Raw genomic sequence first — 18,201 nt, forward strand, 5'->3', positions numbered from 1 at the left:
TACTATAATTCAAATAGATATAAATCGGAATCATTCTGAATTAAAATAGGTGAGATGCTATGAATAATATATTAGAAATTGAAGGTTTAACATTCCGATATGAAGATCGGAATGTGTTAGAAAATATTAATTTGCAAGTTCCGAAGGGAGCTTTTTTAGGTTTAGTGGGACCGAATGGTTCAGGTAAATCAACTTTACTTAAGTGTTTATTAGGCGTTTTAAAGCCAAAAGAAGGAAGCATACGCGTGTTTGGCGTTGATAGTAAGAAGTTTAAGGAATGGAACAAAGTTGGTTATGTATCCCAAAAGGCAAATAGTTTCAATTCTGGTTTTCCAGCAACTGTTTCTGAAGTTGTCTCAATGGGACTTGTTTCGAAAAAAGGGCTTTTTCGCTTTTTTACAAAAGAGGATAAAAAAAAGGTAGAAAAAGCAATTGCTGATGTAGGGATGAGTGAGTTTCAAGGTCGTAACATTGGAGAGCTTTCTGGTGGACAGCAACAGCGTGTATTTATTGCTCGTGCGCTCGTTAGTGATCCTGAATTGCTTATTTTGGACGAGCCTACTGTTGGAATCGATGTGAAAAATGTGGAAAGTTTTTACGAAATATTAGAGGATTTAAACAAAAGGCTCGGGATCACATTAATTCTTGTTACTCATGATATGGGAGCTGTTACTGAAAAAGTAACACATGTTGCATGCCTAAACCAACATCTACATTTCCATGGAAATGTAGAGAAGTTCCGAGAGTTAGAAGATGCAGAAATGTCCGTCTTATATGGACATCATGTTCATCGTTTAGAACACGAACATGAGCATCACGGGAGGATATAATGATACAAGATTTTTTACAATATGACTTTTTACGTAATTCTTTATACGCAGGTATTTTAATTGGACTTGTTGCACCGCTAATTGGTGTGTTTGTTGTTATTCGTCGTTTATCTCTTATTGCGGATGCATTAAGTCACGTGACGTTATCGGGTATTGCAGCAAGTTTATTACTTGAAAAAACCATTTTTACAGGTGGATTTTTAAACCCCTTATATATGGGGATGATTTTCTCGATTGGTGGAGCGCTACTAATCGAAAAGTTACGAACTGTATATAAGCACTATCAAGAATTAGCAATTCCAATTATCCTTTCGGCAGGGATGGGGGTTGGAGTTATTTTCATTTCACTTGCAAATGGATTTAACACAGACTTATTTAGTTATTTATTTGGTAGTGTCAGTGCTGTAACAAGTACAGATTTAATTATTATTGGGATTGTAGCAATTGTTGTTGTTGCGACAATTATTTTATTATATAAAGAGCTGTTTCTATTATCATTTGATGAGGAATACGCAGTATCAACTGGTTTAAGAGCGAAATGGATTCACTTTATTTTCATTATATTAGTTGCTCTTGTCATTGCAGTATCAATGCGTGTAGTGGGGGTTCTTCTCGTATCATCATTAATGACATTACCAGTTGCAGCAAGTATTCGTATTGCTAAAGGATTTAAACAAACAATTTTCTTTTCCATTTTATTTGGTGAAATTGCAGTAATTGGTGGAATGTTTGCTTCGTATCAACTTGATCTAGCGCCAGGTGGTACAATTGTTATGATAGCAGTTCTTATTTTAATCGGTGCGATTTTATGGAAGAAGAAAAAAACTGCATAAAGTAGGGATAGGTATGAATCTAACAGAAGCTTTACGCCTAATGAAAGAAAAAGGATATAAACATACTGGAAAAAGAGAAGAGATGCTCAGATTATTTGCAGCACATAATCGTTATTTAACTGCGAAAGACGTTTTAGAACATATGAAAGACGATTATCCAGGGCTTAGTTTTGATACAATTTATCGTAACTTAACAGTTTTTGCTGAGATTGGTGTTTTAGAACAAACGGAATTAAATGGCGAAAAACATTTTCGTTTTACTTGTTCTATTATGGAACATCATCATCATTTTATTTGTTTGGATTGTGGGGGGACGAAAGAGATTACTTCCTGCCCAATGGATTTTATGAATAAAGATTTTACTGGTTATGAAGTAACGGGTCATAAGTTTGAAATATATGGTCGTTGTCCAAAATGTGCAAAGTAAAAGCTCGTCGGTTATGTAACTGACGAGCTTTTTTACGTAGAAAAGAAGGTTGCTCACAAATATTGTGGCAACCTTCTTTTTATTGTTCTTGTGTCTCTTTTTCTTTTTCTCGTTCAGCAGCCATTTCAGCAGCAATTACGTCGATTTCTTTTTTCAGTTCTTCTACCATTGTTTCTTCTGGTACTTTACGAACGACTTGCCCTTTACGGAATAATAATCCCTCTCCACGTGCACCGGCAATACCGATATCAGCTTCACGAGCTTCACCAGGGCCATTTACAGCGCAACCAAGTACTGCAACTTTAATTGGTACTTGAAGTGTAGAGATGTATTCTTCCACTTCGTTAGCAATGCTAATTAAATCGATTTCAATACGACCACAAGTTGGACAAGAGATAAGTGTTGCTGCATTAGACGCAAGACCGAATGATTTTAATAATTCGCGAGCAACTTTTACTTCTTCAACTGGATCAGCACTTAATGAAATACGTAGTGTATTTCCGATGCCTTTATTTAAGATTGCTCCAAGACCAGCAGCACTTTTTACAGTTCCGGCAAACAATGTTCCAGATTCTGTAATACCTAAATGTAATGGATAATCAAAAGCACGAGCAGCTTTCTCGTATGCCTCGATTGCTAAGTTAACATCAGAGGCTTTCATAGATACGATAATATCGTGGAAATCTAAGTCCTCTAAAATTTTAATATGATGTAGCGCGCTCTCAACCATACCATCTGCAGTTGGGTACCCGTACTTTTCTAAAATGTGTCGCTCTAATGAACCAGCGTTTACACCGATACGGATTGGAATACCGCGCTCTTTTGCTGCATTTACAACAGCTTCTACTTTATGGCGACGACCAATATTACCTGGATTGATACGTACTTTATCGATGCCACCTTCAATTGCTTTTAAAGCAAGGCGATAATCAAAATGAATATCAGCAACAAGTGGAATGTTGATTTGTTTTTTTATATCAGCAATAGCATCTGCTGCGCGTTCATCTGGAACGGCGACGCGGACGACTTGACAGCCGGCTTCTTCTAAACGCTTGATTTCAGCAACTGTTGCTTCAACATCATGTGTTTTTGTTGTTGTCATACTTTGTATAATTAATTCATTATTACCGCCGATTGTTAAATTACCGACTTTAACTGGACGTGTTTTTGTACGATGAGTCATTTCATTCACGAATAGATCGCTCTCCTTATAAAAGAAGTTTCTTATTTAGTCCCTCATATCAATGATAGTATACGTGATATAGGGCTATAGAAACCGAAGTACTCGGTTTCACTTTTACTATTGTATCAGCGCCTTTATGTAATTGACAAGGATTAAGTGATAGCTTATTGATATAACGGGAATTTATAAGACTTTCCAATTTGTATTTTTGTAGCAGATGTACTTTTGTTTAATTGTTTAAAGTCGTCAATGACTTTTTCTATGGAAGGAATTTTTTTCTTGTTAATTTGTTCTGTAATAGAAAGAACTGTCTCACCAGTTTTTACTTCAATTGTTTTATAAGATACATCCGTTTCTTTTTCTGTTTTGTTCGCTTTATTTTGTTGACTGTCTGTGTTTTCTTTTTTAATTGTTTGAGCAGCAGTTGTTTTTTTATATGAACTTAACATCGGTAAAGTACCGATTTTTATATCGTAATAAAATATATAACCGAGAACAAGCACGAATAGGAATATACCTAATCTCTTCATATTCTTCACTCCTTTGCTAGGAATATATGCTTGTCCAAAAAAAAAATGCCTATTTAGGCATTTTTTATTTTTCTTTCGGTTTGGGTACCTCTTTAATCGTTAAGTATAGAACGATTAAAACAACAGCGATATAAATGAACGTTGCTCCAGGTACGACGATTTTGAATAAATCCATAATCATGAAGAAAATGGTTGGGATCGTGTAGCTGTATGCAGTTAGTGTCCAAACTTGTTTATAGGATAGTTTACGTTGACCGCTCATAGCAGAACCGATGAACGCAAGTAAAGTCACGCCTACAAAAGTGATGAATAATTGGAATAGGTACACTAAGAATCCAATAACAAATAATAAAATTGGATAAATATTATCGAATAAAGAAATAAATTCTTGTAGATCTTTTTTCTCAAGAGATGCACCTAACAAATCGTTATAAGAATACGTTTGTGTTTGACCATTTCCCATAGAGACTACTTTATCTTTTAAAACAAATAAACCTGTTTTATTTTGATATTTTTCTAGGTCTGTTGAATTTGGATCAAATACGAAAAGTGTATTTCCTTCTTCTTTTTCAATAGGTTGATCAATATCGGCTTTTAGTTCGCCATTTTCGATTTTAAAATCAGGTAAATCTTTATCGATGACTTGATTTACCATGCCAACACCATCCTGGATAAAACTACCGTACAAAAAAGTTCTTGGAATAGTAGTAATTAAGCAAAGTAGCATAATATACAAAATGGTTTTACCGATTTTTTGAAAACGGAATAGCGCCATATCTTTAGGCGAGTATATGCTTTTTACGAATTGGGTAAATATGGACATAGATTCACTTCCTTTATGTATGTATAAAATCATTGTAACGTAGGAATCTAGAGAATCTCAAGATATATTATATTTACATATAGTGGAGATAACTAAATTTCTTTTATTAACTTTCTTCTTTTAAATAAGAAAAATACAATTGACACTTTTCTTTTCTATATGGTAAATTTATCTTACATTTCTTAAAGAGCATATCCGATAGGAATTCCTCTATTTGATATGTTGTTACATACATAATTGTGGACCCTTAGCTCAGCTGGTTAGAGCAGACGGCTCATAACCGTCCGGTCGTAGGTTCGAGTCCTACAGGGTCCATATCCATTTCGCATGTTTATTATGTTAGCAGGAAGCTTCCTTGTAGAAGGAAGCTTTTTTTACGGAATATATGAGCATTTTAATTGAAAAGAAGTGGGAATTTTGCTACTTTAATGATAGCAAGACAATGTGATTTATTTGTTTGCACCCTATGGCAATTAGGGTAGAATGAAGTTGTATGTCACTTAAGTGGCAATACATAAACTGGGAGGAATATAACAATGGCAAAACACGAATTACCAAATTTACCTTATGCGTATGATGCTTTAGAGCCTCACTTTGACAAAGAAACAATGAACATCCATCATACAAAACATCACAACACGTACATTACAAACTTAAACGCTGCTTTAGAAGGTCATGCAGAATTAGCTGACAAAAGCGTAGAAGAATTAGTTGCAAACTTAAACGAAGTACCAGAAGCAATCCGTACAGCAGTACGTAACAATGGTGGCGGACATGCTAACCATACATTCTTCTGGACAATCCTATCTCCAAACGGCGGAGGACAACCTGTAGGTGAACTTGCAACTGCAATTGAAGCAAAATTCGGTAGCTTCGATGCATTCAAAGAAGAATTCGCAAAAGCTGGCGCAACTCGCTTCGGTTCTGGTTGGGCTTGGTTAGTAGTAAACAATGGTGAGTTAGAAGTAACAAGCACTCCAAACCAAGATTCTCCTTTAACTGAAGGTAAAACTCCAGTTATCGGTTTAGATGTTTGGGAGCATGCTTACTACTTAAACTACCAAAACCGTCGTCCAGACTACATCGGCGCATTCTGGAACGTTGTAGATTGGAACGCTGCTGAAAAACGTTACCAAGAAGCAAAATAATCGTAATAAATATAGAAAAAGCTAGGGGAGAGCTCCTAGCTTTTTTCTATGCTTTCCTTTTACATAATTGGGCTTGTCTTTGGAAGACTAGAACATGAAGTAAAGGAGAGTTGTGTATGAAATGGAAACATATAATTGGTGACGTTGAAGTGAATCGGGATTTAGTGTTATTGCTCCTTATAGGAGGTTTATACACGCTCGCAATTTCTTTATCGAATACGTTTGTAAATATTTATTTATGGAAACAAACACAAAATTATGTGAATCTTGGCTTGTATAATTTAGCCAGCGTGGTATTACAGCCTCTCACATTTCTTGTAGGGGGAAAATTAGCGAAACGTATCGATCGCTCGATTTTATTACGAATAGGAGTAGGGACGCTCGCAATTTTTTTTATTGTTGTCTTAATAGCAGGGAAAAGTGCTTCTCAGTATATTTTATTAATGGGGGCTCTTTTAGGAGTAGGATACGGTTTTTACTGGTTGGCTTTTAACTTATTGACATTTGAAATTACAGAACCAGAAACAAGAGATTTCTTTAATGGGTTTCTTGGACTTCTTACATCCTTCTCTGGAATGATTGGACCAATAGCAGCAGGATACACAATTTCACGTATGGAGAAATGGAGTGGCTATACTGTTATATTCTTTCTTTCATTAGTTCTATTTGCAATTGCTGTCGTCTTAAGCTTCTTTTTATCTAAAAGAGAATGTGAAGGGCGTTATGAAATCGTGCAAGTATTGAAAGAACGACGGATTGATAAAAATTGGGGAAAGATTACACGAGCTCATTTTTTCCAAGGATTGAGAGAAGGAACGTTTATTTTTGTCATTTCAGTATATGTTTATTTAGCAACTAATAGTGAGTTTGCATTAGGGAAATACAGTTTAGTGAACTCTGCTGTATCCTTTGTATGTTACTACTTAGTTGCTCGTATGTTAAAGAAGGAGTGGCGAAAAAAAGCAATTTTACTTGGAGGCATTATTTTATATGCTGTCGTCTTTTTAGTTATTTTCAATGTTACATACACGAAATTACTTATTTATGCGGCATGTATTGCAATTGCATATCCTATATTACTTGTTCCGTACGGATCAATGACATATGACGTAATTGGTAGAGCGAAAAATGCGAGAGAATGGCGTGTGGAATATGTCGTTGTTCGGGAGCTATGGTTAAACGCCGGAAGAATCTGTTCCATTTTAAGTTTTTTATGTGCTGTACTATTCTTTCCACCTGAAAAAAGTTTACCTTACTTATTATGTATTTTAGGTGCTGGACATTTTCTTATTTATTTTGCAGTTAAAAATGTCAAATATGATGAGGGAAATGCGAGTAAAGCAAGTGTTGTAACGCAAGGGAACGCGCAAAACCAAACTGAACCAGAAGGTTAACTTCTCGTTTGTTTTATGCTAGAATAGAAAAAGATGTAAGACAGCAGTGAGGACACCTGTATGAAGGTGTCCCTTTCACATTACATAGCTGTTGGTAGAGGGGGTTTGTATGAGCAAGAAACAGAAGCAAAATAAGAAAAAGACCCACGTTCCTTTTCGGTTAAACGTGCTGTTTTTCTGCGTGTTTTTAATGTTCTCCGCGGTTATTGTAAGGCTCGGATATGTACAAATTGTTCGTGGTGAAGAATATAAGAATGAAGTGGAGAAGAAAGAAAACTCAACGATAAGTAATCCTGTACCGCGTGGGAAAATATTTGACCGTTATGGGCGAGCTGTAGTAGATAATGTAGCCATTCGTACTATTACATTTACAAAAATGAAAGGATCAACTGCAGAAGATCGCTTAGAAACAGCGAAAAAGCTAGCAGATTTGATTGAAGTACCGACAGATAAATTAACGGATCGCGATAAAAAGGATTATTGGCTTGCTATGCATAAAGAGGAAGCTAAAGAAAAAATTACGAATAAAGATCGTCAAGAGTTTAAAGATAAAAAAATTGATGATAAAGAATTAGACGAGCGTCAGCGAAGTCGTGTAACAGAAGAAGAGATTAATCAATTATCCGCAAAAGATCTAGAAATACTAGCGATTAAAAGTAAGATGGACGGCGGATATGCAATGACACCTCAAGTTATTAAAAAGGATGCTACAGAAAAGGAATATTCGATTATTAGTGAAAACCTAGCAGCATTACCAGGTGTAGATACGAATGTTGATTGGGATCGAAAATATACGTACGATGATTTATTCCGAAGTGTACTTGGTGGGGTGTCGACATCTGATGAAGGCTTACCTAGAGAAAGACTAGATTACTATCTTGTTCGTGATTATAATCGAAATGACCGAGTAGGAAAAAGTTATCTTGAGCAACAGTATGAAGATAGCCTACACGGTACGAAAGCAGAAGTTAGAAATGTTACAGATAAAAACGGTAATATTTTAGAAACGATTAATGTATCAAAAGGACAAAGTGGTAATGACCTGAACTTAACAATTGATATGGAATTACAAAAGCGCGTGGAAGATATTCTTGCGAAGAATTTAATGAGGTTTAAAGGAAGCGAACCTCTTTTAGATCGCGCATTCGTTGTAATGATGAACCCAAAAAATGGCGAAGTTTTATCTATGGCGGGGAAACAATTAGTTAACGAAGATGGTCAAACGAAAGTAAATGACTTTGCATTAGGTACCATGACAAGTTCTTATCCGATGGGATCAACTGTAAAAGGTGCAACAGTACTTACTGGATATCAAACTGGTGCGATTCAACCAGGATCGGTGCAATTGGATGAACCAATTAAATTAAAAGGTACACCTACGAAGTCGTCTTGGAAAACGATGGGATACATTAATGACCTTACAGCTTTAAAAATGTCTTCTAACGTTTATATGTTTAAAACAGCGATGAATATCGCCGGTGTTCCATATGTGAGAGGTGGTACGTTAGATATACCTCAAAAAGCATTTGATACGATGCGTTATTATTTCGGACAGTTTGGACTTGGTGTAAAAACAGGAATTGATTTACCGAATGAATCTGCTGGTCAGATGGGTAGAAGTAGTCAACCAGGTTTCTTACTAGATTTATCAATTGGACAGTATGATACGTATACACCGCTTCAATTAGCGCAATATATTTCGACGATTGCCAATGGCGGATATCGTATGCAACCACAAGTTGTAAAAGAAATTCGTCAACCGGCAGTGAAACCGGATGAAGTTGGGAAAGTTGTTCAATCTATGGAACCGAAAGTATTAAATCGTGTTGATATGCCAGAATCGCAAATTAAACGTGTTCAAGAAGGATTTAGACAAGTTTATAATGATTCAGGTGGTACAGCTACAAAATACTTTACAGGTGCAAAATATAAAGCGGCAGGGAAGACAGGTACCGCGCAAACTGTGTATGGCGGAGATAAAGAGATTGGTAGAAAGGCAAACGGTGAACGTGTGGAAACATATAACTTAACATTAGTAGGTTATGCGCCACTTGAAGATCCAGAAGTAGCATTCTCTGTTGTCGTTCCGTGGGTACATGATGATAAGACTGGTATTAATGGATATATTGGTCGTGAAATTATGGACGCTTACTTTGATTTAAAAAACAAAGAAGTAAATGGTGAAGCTCCAAAAGATGATAAAGACAATAAAAATAAAGAGCAAGATGATGAATAAAAAAGTTGTAAAAAAGCACACTATCTGAAAAGATAGTGTGCTTTTTTTTATGGTTTATGCATATCGTGTAATAAATGTGGACAAGTATACAACATTGAAAAAAACGCGGCCGTATAAATGATACTTGTATATGGTGGGATAGGGGATAAATATTTTATAGGGAAATCATCAGAGGAAATGAATAGCTACTACTGAATTGAAATTGTACCGTATGTTGATTTATGTGGAACTTTACAAAACTTTTACAAACAATTAAAACCGAATTAATAGTTTAGCAGTATTCTTATATCTGTAATCCTGTTATTTTCGGTTACTTCTAGGAGGAAGAACACGTGAAATGGATGCGTACACCGATTAAAGTTTTCGTATTATCAATATGGTTCCTCTGTTTTGAAATGTCTACTGCATTTGCTTTAAATGATACGGGAGAAGTGAGAGTTGATGGATCCTCAACGGTTTTTCCTATTATAGAAGCAGTAGCGGAGGAATATACAAAGGTGCATCCAGACGTGAAAATTTCCATCAGTATTTCTGGAACTGGGGGAGGATTTAATCGTTTCAGTAAAGGAGAAGTAGATATAAATAATGCTTCGAGAGTAATGAAACAAGTCGAGAAAAATGAAATGAAGAAAAACTCTATTCAGTTCACACCTTTTGAGGTTGCTAACGACGGTCTTACGATTGTTGTGAATCGCCATAATACATGGGTAGACGATATGTCAGTAGACGAGTTACGGCTACTTTGGAGTGAAGATGGAAGAGAGAAGCGATGGTCACAAATTCATTCAACATGGCCACGTGAACAAGTGAAGTTTTATGCACCAGGCGTAGACTCTGGTACGTATGATTATTTTCAAAATGTCATCTTACAAAATCATCGCATTGTAAAAAAAGTCTCTTTGTCTGAAGATGATCAAGTTATTATGCAAGGGGTAATGAATGATAAACATGCCATTGCTTTTGTAGGATATGCTTATTATATGGCTAATCGAGATAAGGTGAAAGCAATAAAAGTAAATGGTGTATTTCCGACGAAAGAGACCATTCAATCAGGTAAGTATGAGCCGTTATCTAGGCCGCTACTTACTTATGTGAATAATGCATCTATCCGAAATAAAATGAATGTAGCAAACTATGTTGAGTTTATGATTCAGCATGTCGGTAACCTCGCTGAAGAGGTCGGATATGTAAAATTAAGAAAAGAAAAATACAATGAACAGCTGCGTATGTTAACAGAAATAAAAAGGTAATGTCAGGGTGGAAAGGGGTTTTCATCTTTGGCTCATAATGACAAAAGTCAAATTACATTTTCTGTACAACATTTGATTGAAAGAAATACAAAACAAAGAAAAAAAACGCAGCGAATCAATCGAATAGTACCTTTATTACTAAAAATAATTGCTAGTGTTTCTATTGTGACGACACTCGGCATTGTTTTTACGCTCTCTAATGAAACAATCATGTTTTTTCAAAAAATATCATTATACTCCTTTTTGACGGAGAAAGAATGGTTACCATTTTTTGAAGACCCTAAATTCGGTATATTACCACTTATATGTGGAACGTTCCTTGTAACAGCAATTGCTATGTTTGTAGCAATTCCTATCGGTTTAGCGTGTGCCGTATTTTTAAGCGAATATGCTTCAAATAGTGCACGGAAAATATTAAAGCCGATGTTAGAGCTATTAGCAGGTATCCCAACAATTGTATATGGTTTTTTTGCATTAACAGTTGTTACACCGCTTTTACAAAGGATTATACCAGATTTACAGTTTTTTAATGCGATTAGTCCAGGAATCGTTATCGGATTTATGATGATGCCTACAATTGCATCTCTATCTGAAGATGCGATGAGAGCTGTGGCGAAAGGGACGAAAGAAGCTTCATTAGCACTCGGAGCGACGCGGTTTGAAATGGTAAAACAAGTGGTGTTTCCGTCCGCTTTTACAGGGATTATGGCAGCAATTATATTAGCAGCTTCTCGTGCGATTGGTGAAACGATGATCGTTGTAATTGCAGCAGGATCCACACCAAATGTATCGCTTGATCCGACACATTCTATTCAAACGTTAACAGCCTATATTGTGCAAGTAAGTTTAGGTGATGCTCCGCATGGAACGATTACGTATTACAGCATGTATGCTGTAGGTGCAACATTATTTTTGTTTACCTTTATTATGAACATCATTTCGCAGTCAATTATGCGCCGTTTTAGGAGGATGACATAATATGCGAATGTTGAATCATAAAAAAATACAAAAAAATATGGCATCACGCTTTTTAAAAGATCGAATTTACAAATTGTTATTTTATATAGCAATTTTATTTTCAATCGTAATTTTGTTTTTGTTACTGTTTCAAATTGTTGAAAAAGGTATAAGTTATCTTTCAATAGATTTCTTTACAAATTTCGCTTCACGTAATCCGAAAGAAGCTGGTATTGCTGCAGCTTTGTCCGGGACAATATTATTTATGAGTATTGTTATACCTGTTTCTTTTATATTTGGAGTTGGAACAGCACTTTATTTAGAGCAATATGCGAAGGAATCTATATTTAAAAAAATAATAGAGATTAATAATCAAACGTTAGCAGGAGTACCATCCGTTGTATTTGGATTGCTTGGTTTAACTATTTTTGTATATGCTCTTCATTTAGGAGAGAGTATAGTTGCAGCAGCATTGACGATGAGTCTACTCGTTTTACCAACAGTTGTTGTGGCGAGTCAAGAAGCAATTCGATCAGTACCAAGTGTTTTATTAGAGGGTTCTTACGGATTAGGTGCTACGAAGTGGCAAACGATGTATCAAATTGTATTGCCATATGCTTTCCCAGGGATTATAACGGGCTGTACGTTAGCGATATCAAGAGCAATTGGAGAGGCTGCACCACTATTAGTTATTGGGGCACTTGCGTTTGTAAATTATGTTCCATTTAGTATGTTTGATAGATTTACAGTTCTACCAATTCAAATTTTTAATTGGATGAGTAGGCCACAAGAAGAATTTCAGTATGTAGCAGCAGCTGGGATGATTGTTTTGTTAGGTTTGTTGCTATTTATCAATATATTTGTTTTATGGTTACGAAATCGAAAATAAGTTGGAAGTGGATGAAAGGGGAATTCAAATGGTAGCAACAGTAGTAAATGTACAGGTGAAAAACGAAGAGAAAATCGAGACTGCGCCAAAGAAGGTAGTATTTGATACGAAAAACTTAAATTTATGGTACGGGGAAGACCATGCTTTAAAAGATATTAATTTAAGTATTCATGAGAATGAAGTTACAGCCATTATCGGTCCAAGTGGCTGTGGTAAATCAACGTACTTAAAAACATTAAATCGCATGGTAGAGTTAGTACCGATCGTTCGAACTACAGGTGTAATTGAGTATAGAGAACGCAATATATTTGATAAATCATATCCAGTTGAAGAATTAAGAACGCATGTAGGAATGGTGTTCCAAAAGCCAAATCCATTTCCAAAATCTATTTATGAGAATGTAACATACGGTCCAAAAATCCATGGTATTCGTGACAAAAAGACATTAGATGAAATTGTTGAAAAAAGTTTACGTGGAGCAGCGATTTGGGATGAGTTAAAAGATCGTTTGCACGATAATGCATACGGTTTATCTGGTGGACAGCAACAGCGTCTATGCATCGCACGCTGCTTAGCTATTGAGCCAGACGTTATTTTAATGGATGAGCCAACATCGGCATTAGACCCAATTTCAACATTAAAAGTAGAAGAATTAATTCAAGAGCTAAAGAAAGATTTTAGTATTGTTATCGTAACGCATAATATGCAACAAGCAGCGCGTATTTCAGACAAAACAGCTTTCTTCTTAAGCGGGGAAGTTGTGGAGTATACAGATACAAACAAATTATTTACGACTCCTTCAGATAAGCGTACAGAAGATTATATTACAGGTCGCTTTGGTTGATATCGTTTCAAAGCTAAGAGCAAATGCCCTCTTAACAGAGGGCATTTCTTATTTTATCTTACTGTTAATAAAGAAGTAATACTTCTCCTTATCTTAAGTTTTATTACAAGCGTAAGAGGCTATGTAGGAGATTTACCCCGCTATTTGCGGGCAGTAAGACCCCCACCTTAAAATTTAGCGAAAGCAAAGAAGTTAGGGAGGGGATCTTGCTGCCTATCAAATCCCGATTGATGAGGGTTGATTAAAGTTTCACTTTTATATAATGGCACATAATATTGAGGGGGAAGAAAAATGGTAAGAGAACAGTTTCAAGGGGATTTAAAAGCGTTACAGCAAAAGGTGATTGAGCTTGGAGAATTAGCAAATGCGGCTTTATTGATTGCTATGGAAGGTCTGCATACAAGAGATGTAGAGAAAGCGTTAGAGGTCATTGATGGTGATTACCGCATGGATAATTTAGAAGAGGAAATAAACGATCTTGCGCTTATGCTCATTACGAAGCAGCAACCTGTAGCAAGTGACTTAAGAAGGATTTTTATTTCAATTAAAACAGCGACAGATTTAGAGCGCATTGCAGATCATGCTGTTAATATTGCAAAGGCTACAATTCGTCTTGGGGAAAAAGAAGTGGCTGTTAGTTTGCACAACCTAGATGAAATGTTTGCGGTTGCAAATGAGATGTTGCATTTAGCGTTAGAAGCATATGAACAAGAAAATTTAACTTTTGCGAAACAAATTGCTGAAATGGATGATTCCGTTGATGAAATATATGGAAAAGCAATTCGTGAGTTTATATCTTCAGTTCCGGAACAACCAGAAGCAATTACGCAAATTACACAATTATCATTTGTCGCGAGATATATTGAGCGTGTAGCAGATCATATTACAAATATTGCTGAAAATGTCTTTTATTTAGTAAAAGGAAAGCATTATTTATTGAATGAGTAGGAAAAAAAGCAGGTGATGAGAAATCACCTGCTTTTTTTAGTCAAAACATGACAAAAAAAGCTCGTTGTTTCCTTTAGTTTATGATGATAAGATGTATCATAATGTAATGGAAAAATTAGTATATATGTTTGTCGTTAATAAGTATTATTTACCAATTTATAGTAAGCGCTTTCTTGTTGTTTGAAATGTACGTTTTTATAGGTTAGAAATTTAATTATATAGTCTTCTAAATGAGGATGTGTTTAACTAATCAAGTTGATGCTGCTAGTTCATGTGGGATAGGGAATATACATATGGTATATGGAGTTACTGAACATTATATAAGTGGAGGCTGAAGTATATGAAGGGGGTTATTTTAGCTGGAGGAAAAGGAAGGCGCCTTAGACCATTAACATGTAATACTCCAAAGCCGATGTTACCATTATTAGAAAAACCAGTTTTAGAATATAATATTGAGTTATTACGCCAGCATGGTATTCGTGAAATTGCAATTACTGTTCAATATATGAGTACGACCATTAAGCAATATTTTGGTGACGGTAGTAAATGGGGAGTTAACTTGTATTATTTTGAAGACTCTCCTCCGCTTGGCACAGCAGGGAGTATTAAACAAGCAGAACAATTTTTAGATGAAACATTTGTTGTGATAAGCGGGGATGCATTAACTGACTTTCAATTATCAGAAGGAATTAGGTTTCATGAACAAAAGAAAAGAATGGTAACAATGTTTGTGAAAGAAGTAGAAAATCCACTCTCATTTGGATTGGTTGTAATGAATAAAGACCAGGAGGTTACACGATATATAGAAAAGCCGGGCTGGAATGAGGTAGTATCTAATGTTGTGAATACAGGCATATATATTATGGAGCCAGAAATCTTTTCTTACATACCGCCTAGGCAATTTTTTGATTTCAGTCATGATGTGTTTCCGTTATTGGCAAACAAAAATGTGTTATTCGCATATTTGTCAGAAGGTTATTGGTTAGATATCGGCACATTTAATCAATATCGACAAGCACAATTTGATTTGTTAACGAAAAAGTTACAAGTACCTATTCCTTATACAGAAGTATTACCGATGGTATGGATGGGAGAAGGGGTGACGATTGGTAAAGGGACGAAAATTCATGGCCCCTCTTTTATTGGAGAAGGAGCAAAGATTGGTACAGGAGCTGTAATTGAGCCATATTCTATTATTGGGAAAAATAGTATCGTTTCAAATTATTCTCATCTTCAAAAAAGTATTGTTTTTGCAAATACCCACATTGGGAAGTATTGTGAACTATTAGAAACGACAATAGGAGAGCGTACAATAGTTGAAGATGATGTTACACTGTTTCAAAAAAGTGTTGTAGCGGATCACTGTCACATCGGAAGAAGTACGGTAATTAAGCAAAAAGGAAAACTATGGCCTTATAAGGCGATTGATAGTCATTCGATAGTAGGAGCGGCTGGTATTCAAGAGAGTGAAATGAGTGCAGGGTGGTTACAAAAAAGCCGCATTGTAGGAAGAGGGAATGTTGAAATTACTCCCCAGTTTATCGTGAAGATTGCGATGGCGTATGGTTCTCTTTTTAAAAAAGGAGAAAGTATATTAATTGGAAGTCAAGAAAATATAGAAACAACCTCTTATAAAAATTTATTTTTACATGCTATTCATGGTATAGGGATTCATACGATGGAATGTAAAGAAATGAACGAGTCACTTTTTCAATATAGTGTTCATCATTTGCAATGTGCAGGTGGGGTTTTCATTCAAGTGGAGAATGAGAATGAGATTGTTATAAAGTTGTATGGTCAAGCTGGCATGCCGTTAACGTATAAGCAGCAAAAAGAGATAGAACAAGTATATATGTCCGAATTGTTTTATTACGTGCATGAGAAAGAGATGGGGCGAAATAAGCTCGTTCATGTTTCTATGAATGAGTATATAGAAGTTATATTGGAGCATATTGATATCGAGAAAATACAGATGCAGAAGTTTCATCTTCTTATTAATAAGAGAAATGATACGTTGCAACATTTACTCATGCTCTTTCTGCAAAGACTTGGTTGTACAGTTACATGGATTTATGCAAGCGAACAAAAAGATCATGTGAAAGCTTTGATGAAATCAAGTAAAGCGAATATGGCTCTTATGTTTTCTGAGCAAGGAAATCATTTCGAGTTATACGATAAACATAGTAATATTTACCAAGGTACAGATTTGGAAGAGGTAGATATTCCAGATTTCTTACTCGAATCGACAGGAAATATTTACCCAATGTCTTTGAAGTTAGGAGAATGTTATCTTCTATTTTATACGCAGGATGAAAGAAAGTCGTTTCAAGTAAGGTGGAAGCGAGATATTTTATATCGGATTGGAAAATTATTCGAGCTAATAGCATTGCAAGGAAAAACGTTTCTCAGCATAGTAGAGCAATCACCTCCGCTCTATTTACTTTATGATGAAGTGGTATGTTCATGGAATGAAAAAGGGGAAATTATGAGGAAATTATTGGATGATATAGAAAGGAAGGGAGAAGGTATATTTGAAGGAGTACAGTTCAAATATACTGAAAAAGAGTGGTCTTATATCGTTTCTGACACAAAACAACCAAAATTTTTGGTGTATTCACATGCTAGAAACCCAGTAATAGCAAGGGAAAATATGAAAAATCTTATAGAAAAAATTAGACAATATCAAAAGGTGTAGAATTTTTTTTTTAAAAGTGGTATTATAGTATAGTCTGATTTAAGTTATTAGTACTGGAGGGAAATAAGAATGCGTGTGAATATTACTCTAGCATGTACAGAATGCGGAGATCGTAACTATATCTCAAAGAAAAATAAACGTAACAACGCTGAGCGTATCGAGCTTAAAAAGTATTGCAAGCGTGACAAGAAGTCTACGTTACACCGTGAAACAAAGTAAGCAGTAGGAATATTTTCCTACTGTTTCTTTTTTTATTCGATTCCTATGTTAAAAGTGATACACTATCAGCATAGAGTAAAGTGTCACTGTAAGGGGGAGAATGTGTGAAAGCAGAGAAAGTACGTTTACGTAAACAAATAATAGAACACATGAATTCTTTATCAGAAGAACAGTATACAACTTTATCAGAACAGATTGCATTTTCGTTGTATGCGCAAAAAGAGTGGGTTGAAGCTAAAACAATTGGAATTACTCTTTCAATGGAAAATGAAGTGAATACATATCCTATTATCGAAAAAGCTTGGGAAGAAGGAAAGAAAGTTGTAGTTCCTAAGTGTAATAAAGGAACTAGAACGATGTCCTTCCGGCAAATTAATAATTTTGATCAATTAGAAACGGTGTATATGAATTTACGAGAACCGATTCCCGGGCTTACGGAAGAAGTGAATATGGATGAAATTGATCTTCAAATTGTCCCAGGCGTAGCTTATACAGAACGAGGAGAGCGAATTGGGTACGGCGGTGGCTATTATGATCGTTATCTCGTGCATTATAAAGGGAAAACGCTGTCATTAGCGTATGATTTTCAAATGGTAAAACACATTCCAGTAGAGCCATTTGATAAAAACATAGAAAAAATTATTACAGAAAAAGGAACACTGCTTATAAATAAGCTTGTATAGACAAATAAAAATTGACGAGACTTTTTCTTCTTGATTATAATAAAATATGTGAACGTTTTCTTATTATAATTTTTTATAGTAAGTGAGCATAGAGGGTGATGAAATGGTATCTATTTATGATATTCAGCAATTGCTAAAGAAATTTGGTACGATTATTTATACGGGAGATCGAATTGCAGATTTACAATTAATGCAAGATGAATTGCGTGAATTAAATCAATCACAGCTAATCGATCCACAAGACTATCAAACAGCTTTATTTTTATTGAAGCAAGAAATTCAAAAAGAGCTAAATAAGAATTAGATAAAGGT

Annotated in this window: 18 protein-coding genes and 1 tRNA gene; 16 read left to right on the forward strand and 3 right to left on the reverse strand. The window is 35.4% G+C overall.

Going from position 1 to position 18,201, the window contains the following annotated elements; translation table 11 throughout:
- Positions 1 to 59: 59 nt before the first annotated feature.
- From BLT20_RS05780 to BLT20_RS05790, 3 genes are read left to right on the forward strand one after another with little or no spacing between them, the layout of a single operon-like run.
- Positions 60 to 830, forward strand: coding sequence for a metal ABC transporter ATP-binding protein (locus BLT20_RS05780; RefSeq protein ID WP_001059662.1), 771 nt, complete (start codon positions 60 to 62; stop codon positions 828 to 830).
- The gene (locus BLT20_RS05785; protein ID WP_000613815.1) at positions 830 to 1,663 is read left to right on the forward strand and encodes a metal ABC transporter permease; all 834 of its coding nucleotides are present in this window, start codon (positions 830 to 832) and stop codon (positions 1,661 to 1,663) included. Before BLT20_RS05780 ends, BLT20_RS05785 begins: the two co-directional genes overlap by 1 nt.
- A 13-nt stretch (positions 1,664 to 1,676) precedes the next feature.
- A complete protein-coding gene (locus BLT20_RS05790) occupies positions 1,677 to 2,090 on the forward strand; it encodes a Fur family transcriptional regulator (RefSeq protein ID WP_001054516.1) in 414 nt (137 codons plus the stop codon).
- A gap of 79 nt (positions 2,091 to 2,169) precedes the next feature.
- Here BLT20_RS05790 and ispG read toward each other — a convergent pair whose 3' ends face one another.
- From ispG to yqgB, 3 genes are all read right to left on the reverse strand, one after another.
- Positions 2,170 to 3,273 carry a flavodoxin-dependent (E)-4-hydroxy-3-methylbut-2-enyl-diphosphate synthase gene (ispG, locus tag BLT20_RS05795; RefSeq protein ID WP_153577907.1) on the reverse strand — a complete coding sequence of 368 codons (1,104 nt, stop codon included), beginning with the start codon at positions 3,271 to 3,273 and terminating at the stop codon, positions 2,170 to 2,172.
- A 164-nt stretch (positions 3,274 to 3,437) separates the two neighbouring features.
- Positions 3,438 to 3,803: a protein YqfZ gene (gene yqfZ, locus BLT20_RS05800; RefSeq protein WP_000825414.1), complete on the reverse strand. Its 366-nt coding sequence runs from the start codon at positions 3,801 to 3,803 to the stop codon at positions 3,438 to 3,440.
- A gap of 64 nt (positions 3,804 to 3,867) precedes the next feature.
- On the reverse strand, positions 3,868 to 4,626 hold the full coding sequence (gene yqgB, locus BLT20_RS05805; protein WP_000021898.1) for a protein YqgB: 759 nt from the start codon (positions 4,624 to 4,626) through the stop codon (positions 3,868 to 3,870).
- Positions 4,627 to 4,867: 241 nt separating this feature from the next.
- Between yqgB and BLT20_RS05810 the strand changes: the two genes are divergently transcribed.
- The 13 genes from BLT20_RS05810 (at position 4,868) to BLT20_RS05870 (ending at position 18,193) form a co-directional block, all read left to right on the forward strand.
- Positions 4,868 to 4,941: transfer RNA gene (locus tag BLT20_RS05810), tRNA-Ile, on the forward strand.
- A gap of 221 nt (positions 4,942 to 5,162) precedes the next feature.
- The gene (gene sodA, locus BLT20_RS05815) at positions 5,163 to 5,774 is read left to right on the forward strand and encodes a superoxide dismutase [Mn] (RefSeq protein WP_001052031.1); all 612 of its coding nucleotides are present in this window, start codon (positions 5,163 to 5,165) and stop codon (positions 5,772 to 5,774) included.
- Between the two features lie 116 nt (positions 5,775 to 5,890).
- Positions 5,891 to 7,168 (forward strand): MFS transporter, encoded by a 1,278-nt coding sequence (locus BLT20_RS05820; protein ID WP_000871380.1) that lies wholly within the window; start codon positions 5,891 to 5,893, stop codon positions 7,166 to 7,168.
- 109 nt (positions 7,169 to 7,277) lie between these two features.
- Complete coding sequence (locus tag BLT20_RS05825) at positions 7,278 to 9,404, forward strand: peptidoglycan D,D-transpeptidase FtsI family protein (protein WP_000038975.1); 2,127 nt, start codon at positions 7,278 to 7,280, stop codon at positions 9,402 to 9,404.
- A gap of 332 nt (positions 9,405 to 9,736) precedes the next feature.
- Positions 9,737 to 10,654, forward strand: coding sequence for a PstS family phosphate ABC transporter substrate-binding protein (locus BLT20_RS05830; RefSeq protein WP_000871827.1), 918 nt, complete (start codon positions 9,737 to 9,739; stop codon positions 10,652 to 10,654).
- A gap of 27 nt (positions 10,655 to 10,681) precedes the next feature.
- Entirely contained in the window at positions 10,682 to 11,632 is a 951-nt protein-coding gene (gene pstC, locus BLT20_RS05835; protein WP_000940918.1) for a phosphate ABC transporter permease subunit PstC, read from the forward strand.
- A 1-nt stretch (position 11,633) separates the two neighbouring features.
- The gene (gene pstA / locus BLT20_RS05840) at positions 11,634 to 12,500 is read left to right on the forward strand and encodes a phosphate ABC transporter permease PstA (RefSeq protein WP_061685102.1); all 867 of its coding nucleotides are present in this window, start codon (positions 11,634 to 11,636) and stop codon (positions 12,498 to 12,500) included.
- 28 nt (positions 12,501 to 12,528) lie between these two features.
- Complete coding sequence (gene pstB / locus BLT20_RS05845; RefSeq protein WP_000226686.1) at positions 12,529 to 13,344, forward strand: phosphate ABC transporter ATP-binding protein; 816 nt, start codon at positions 12,529 to 12,531, stop codon at positions 13,342 to 13,344.
- A gap of 291 nt (positions 13,345 to 13,635) precedes the next feature.
- The gene (gene phoU, locus BLT20_RS05850; protein ID WP_000251240.1) at positions 13,636 to 14,292 is read left to right on the forward strand and encodes a phosphate signaling complex protein PhoU; all 657 of its coding nucleotides are present in this window, start codon (positions 13,636 to 13,638) and stop codon (positions 14,290 to 14,292) included.
- 340 nt (positions 14,293 to 14,632) lie between these two features.
- On the forward strand, positions 14,633 to 16,987 hold the full coding sequence (locus BLT20_RS05855; RefSeq protein ID WP_000679337.1) for a sugar phosphate nucleotidyltransferase: 2,355 nt from the start codon (positions 14,633 to 14,635) through the stop codon (positions 16,985 to 16,987).
- Between the two features lie 69 nt (positions 16,988 to 17,056).
- Positions 17,057 to 17,206 carry a 50S ribosomal protein L33 gene (rpmG, locus tag BLT20_RS05860; protein ID WP_001265616.1) on the forward strand — a complete coding sequence of 50 codons (150 nt, stop codon included), beginning with the start codon at positions 17,057 to 17,059 and terminating at the stop codon, positions 17,204 to 17,206.
- Positions 17,207 to 17,310: 104 nt separating this feature from the next.
- A complete protein-coding gene (locus BLT20_RS05865) occupies positions 17,311 to 17,889 on the forward strand; it encodes a 5-formyltetrahydrofolate cyclo-ligase (RefSeq protein WP_000642750.1) in 579 nt (192 codons plus the stop codon).
- Between the two features lie 103 nt (positions 17,890 to 17,992).
- Complete coding sequence (locus tag BLT20_RS05870; RefSeq protein WP_000253699.1) at positions 17,993 to 18,193, forward strand: YqgQ family protein; 201 nt, start codon at positions 17,993 to 17,995, stop codon at positions 18,191 to 18,193.
- Positions 18,194 to 18,201 lie beyond the last annotated feature (8 nt).

This window comes from Bacillus sp. cl96 (assembly GCF_900100505.1).
Taxonomy (GTDB): domain Bacteria; phylum Bacillota; class Bacilli; order Bacillales; family Bacillaceae_G; genus Bacillus_A; species Bacillus_A cereus.

Excerpts from the sequence above, each read along its gene's own strand:
- sodA (WP_001052031.1), top strand. The coding sequence starts at position 5,163 with ATGGCAAAACACGAATTACCAAATTTACCTTATGCGTATGATGCTTTA.
- BLT20_RS05780 (WP_001059662.1), top strand. The coding sequence starts at position 60 with ATGAATAATATATTAGAAATTGAAGGTTTAACATTCCGATATGAAGAT.
- rpmG (WP_001265616.1), top strand. The coding sequence starts at position 17,057 with ATGCGTGTGAATATTACTCTAGCATGTACAGAATGCGGAGATCGTAAC.
- yqgB (WP_000021898.1), bottom strand. The coding sequence starts at position 4,626 with ATGTCCATATTTACCCAATTCGTAAAAAGCATATACTCGCCTAAAGAT.
- BLT20_RS05820 (WP_000871380.1), top strand. The coding sequence starts at position 5,891 with ATGAAATGGAAACATATAATTGGTGACGTTGAAGTGAATCGGGATTTA.
- BLT20_RS05790 (WP_001054516.1), top strand. The coding sequence starts at position 1,677 with ATGAATCTAACAGAAGCTTTACGCCTAATGAAAGAAAAAGGATATAAA.
- BLT20_RS05825 (WP_000038975.1), top strand. The coding sequence starts at position 7,278 with ATGAGCAAGAAACAGAAGCAAAATAAGAAAAAGACCCACGTTCCTTTT.
- BLT20_RS05870 (WP_000253699.1), top strand. The coding sequence starts at position 17,993 with ATGGTATCTATTTATGATATTCAGCAATTGCTAAAGAAATTTGGTACG.
- BLT20_RS05785 (WP_000613815.1), top strand. The coding sequence starts at position 830 with ATGATACAAGATTTTTTACAATATGACTTTTTACGTAATTCTTTATAC.
- phoU (WP_000251240.1), top strand. The coding sequence starts at position 13,636 with ATGGTAAGAGAACAGTTTCAAGGGGATTTAAAAGCGTTACAGCAAAAG.
- pstA (WP_061685102.1), top strand. The coding sequence starts at position 11,634 with ATGCGAATGTTGAATCATAAAAAAATACAAAAAAATATGGCATCACGC.
- yqfZ (WP_000825414.1), bottom strand. The coding sequence starts at position 3,803 with ATGAAGAGATTAGGTATATTCCTATTCGTGCTTGTTCTCGGTTATATA.
- pstB (WP_000226686.1), top strand. The coding sequence starts at position 12,529 with ATGGTAGCAACAGTAGTAAATGTACAGGTGAAAAACGAAGAGAAAATC.
- BLT20_RS05855 (WP_000679337.1), top strand. The coding sequence starts at position 14,633 with ATGAAGGGGGTTATTTTAGCTGGAGGAAAAGGAAGGCGCCTTAGACCA.
- ispG (WP_153577907.1), bottom strand. The coding sequence starts at position 3,273 with ATGACTCATCGTACAAAAACACGTCCAGTTAAAGTCGGTAATTTAACA.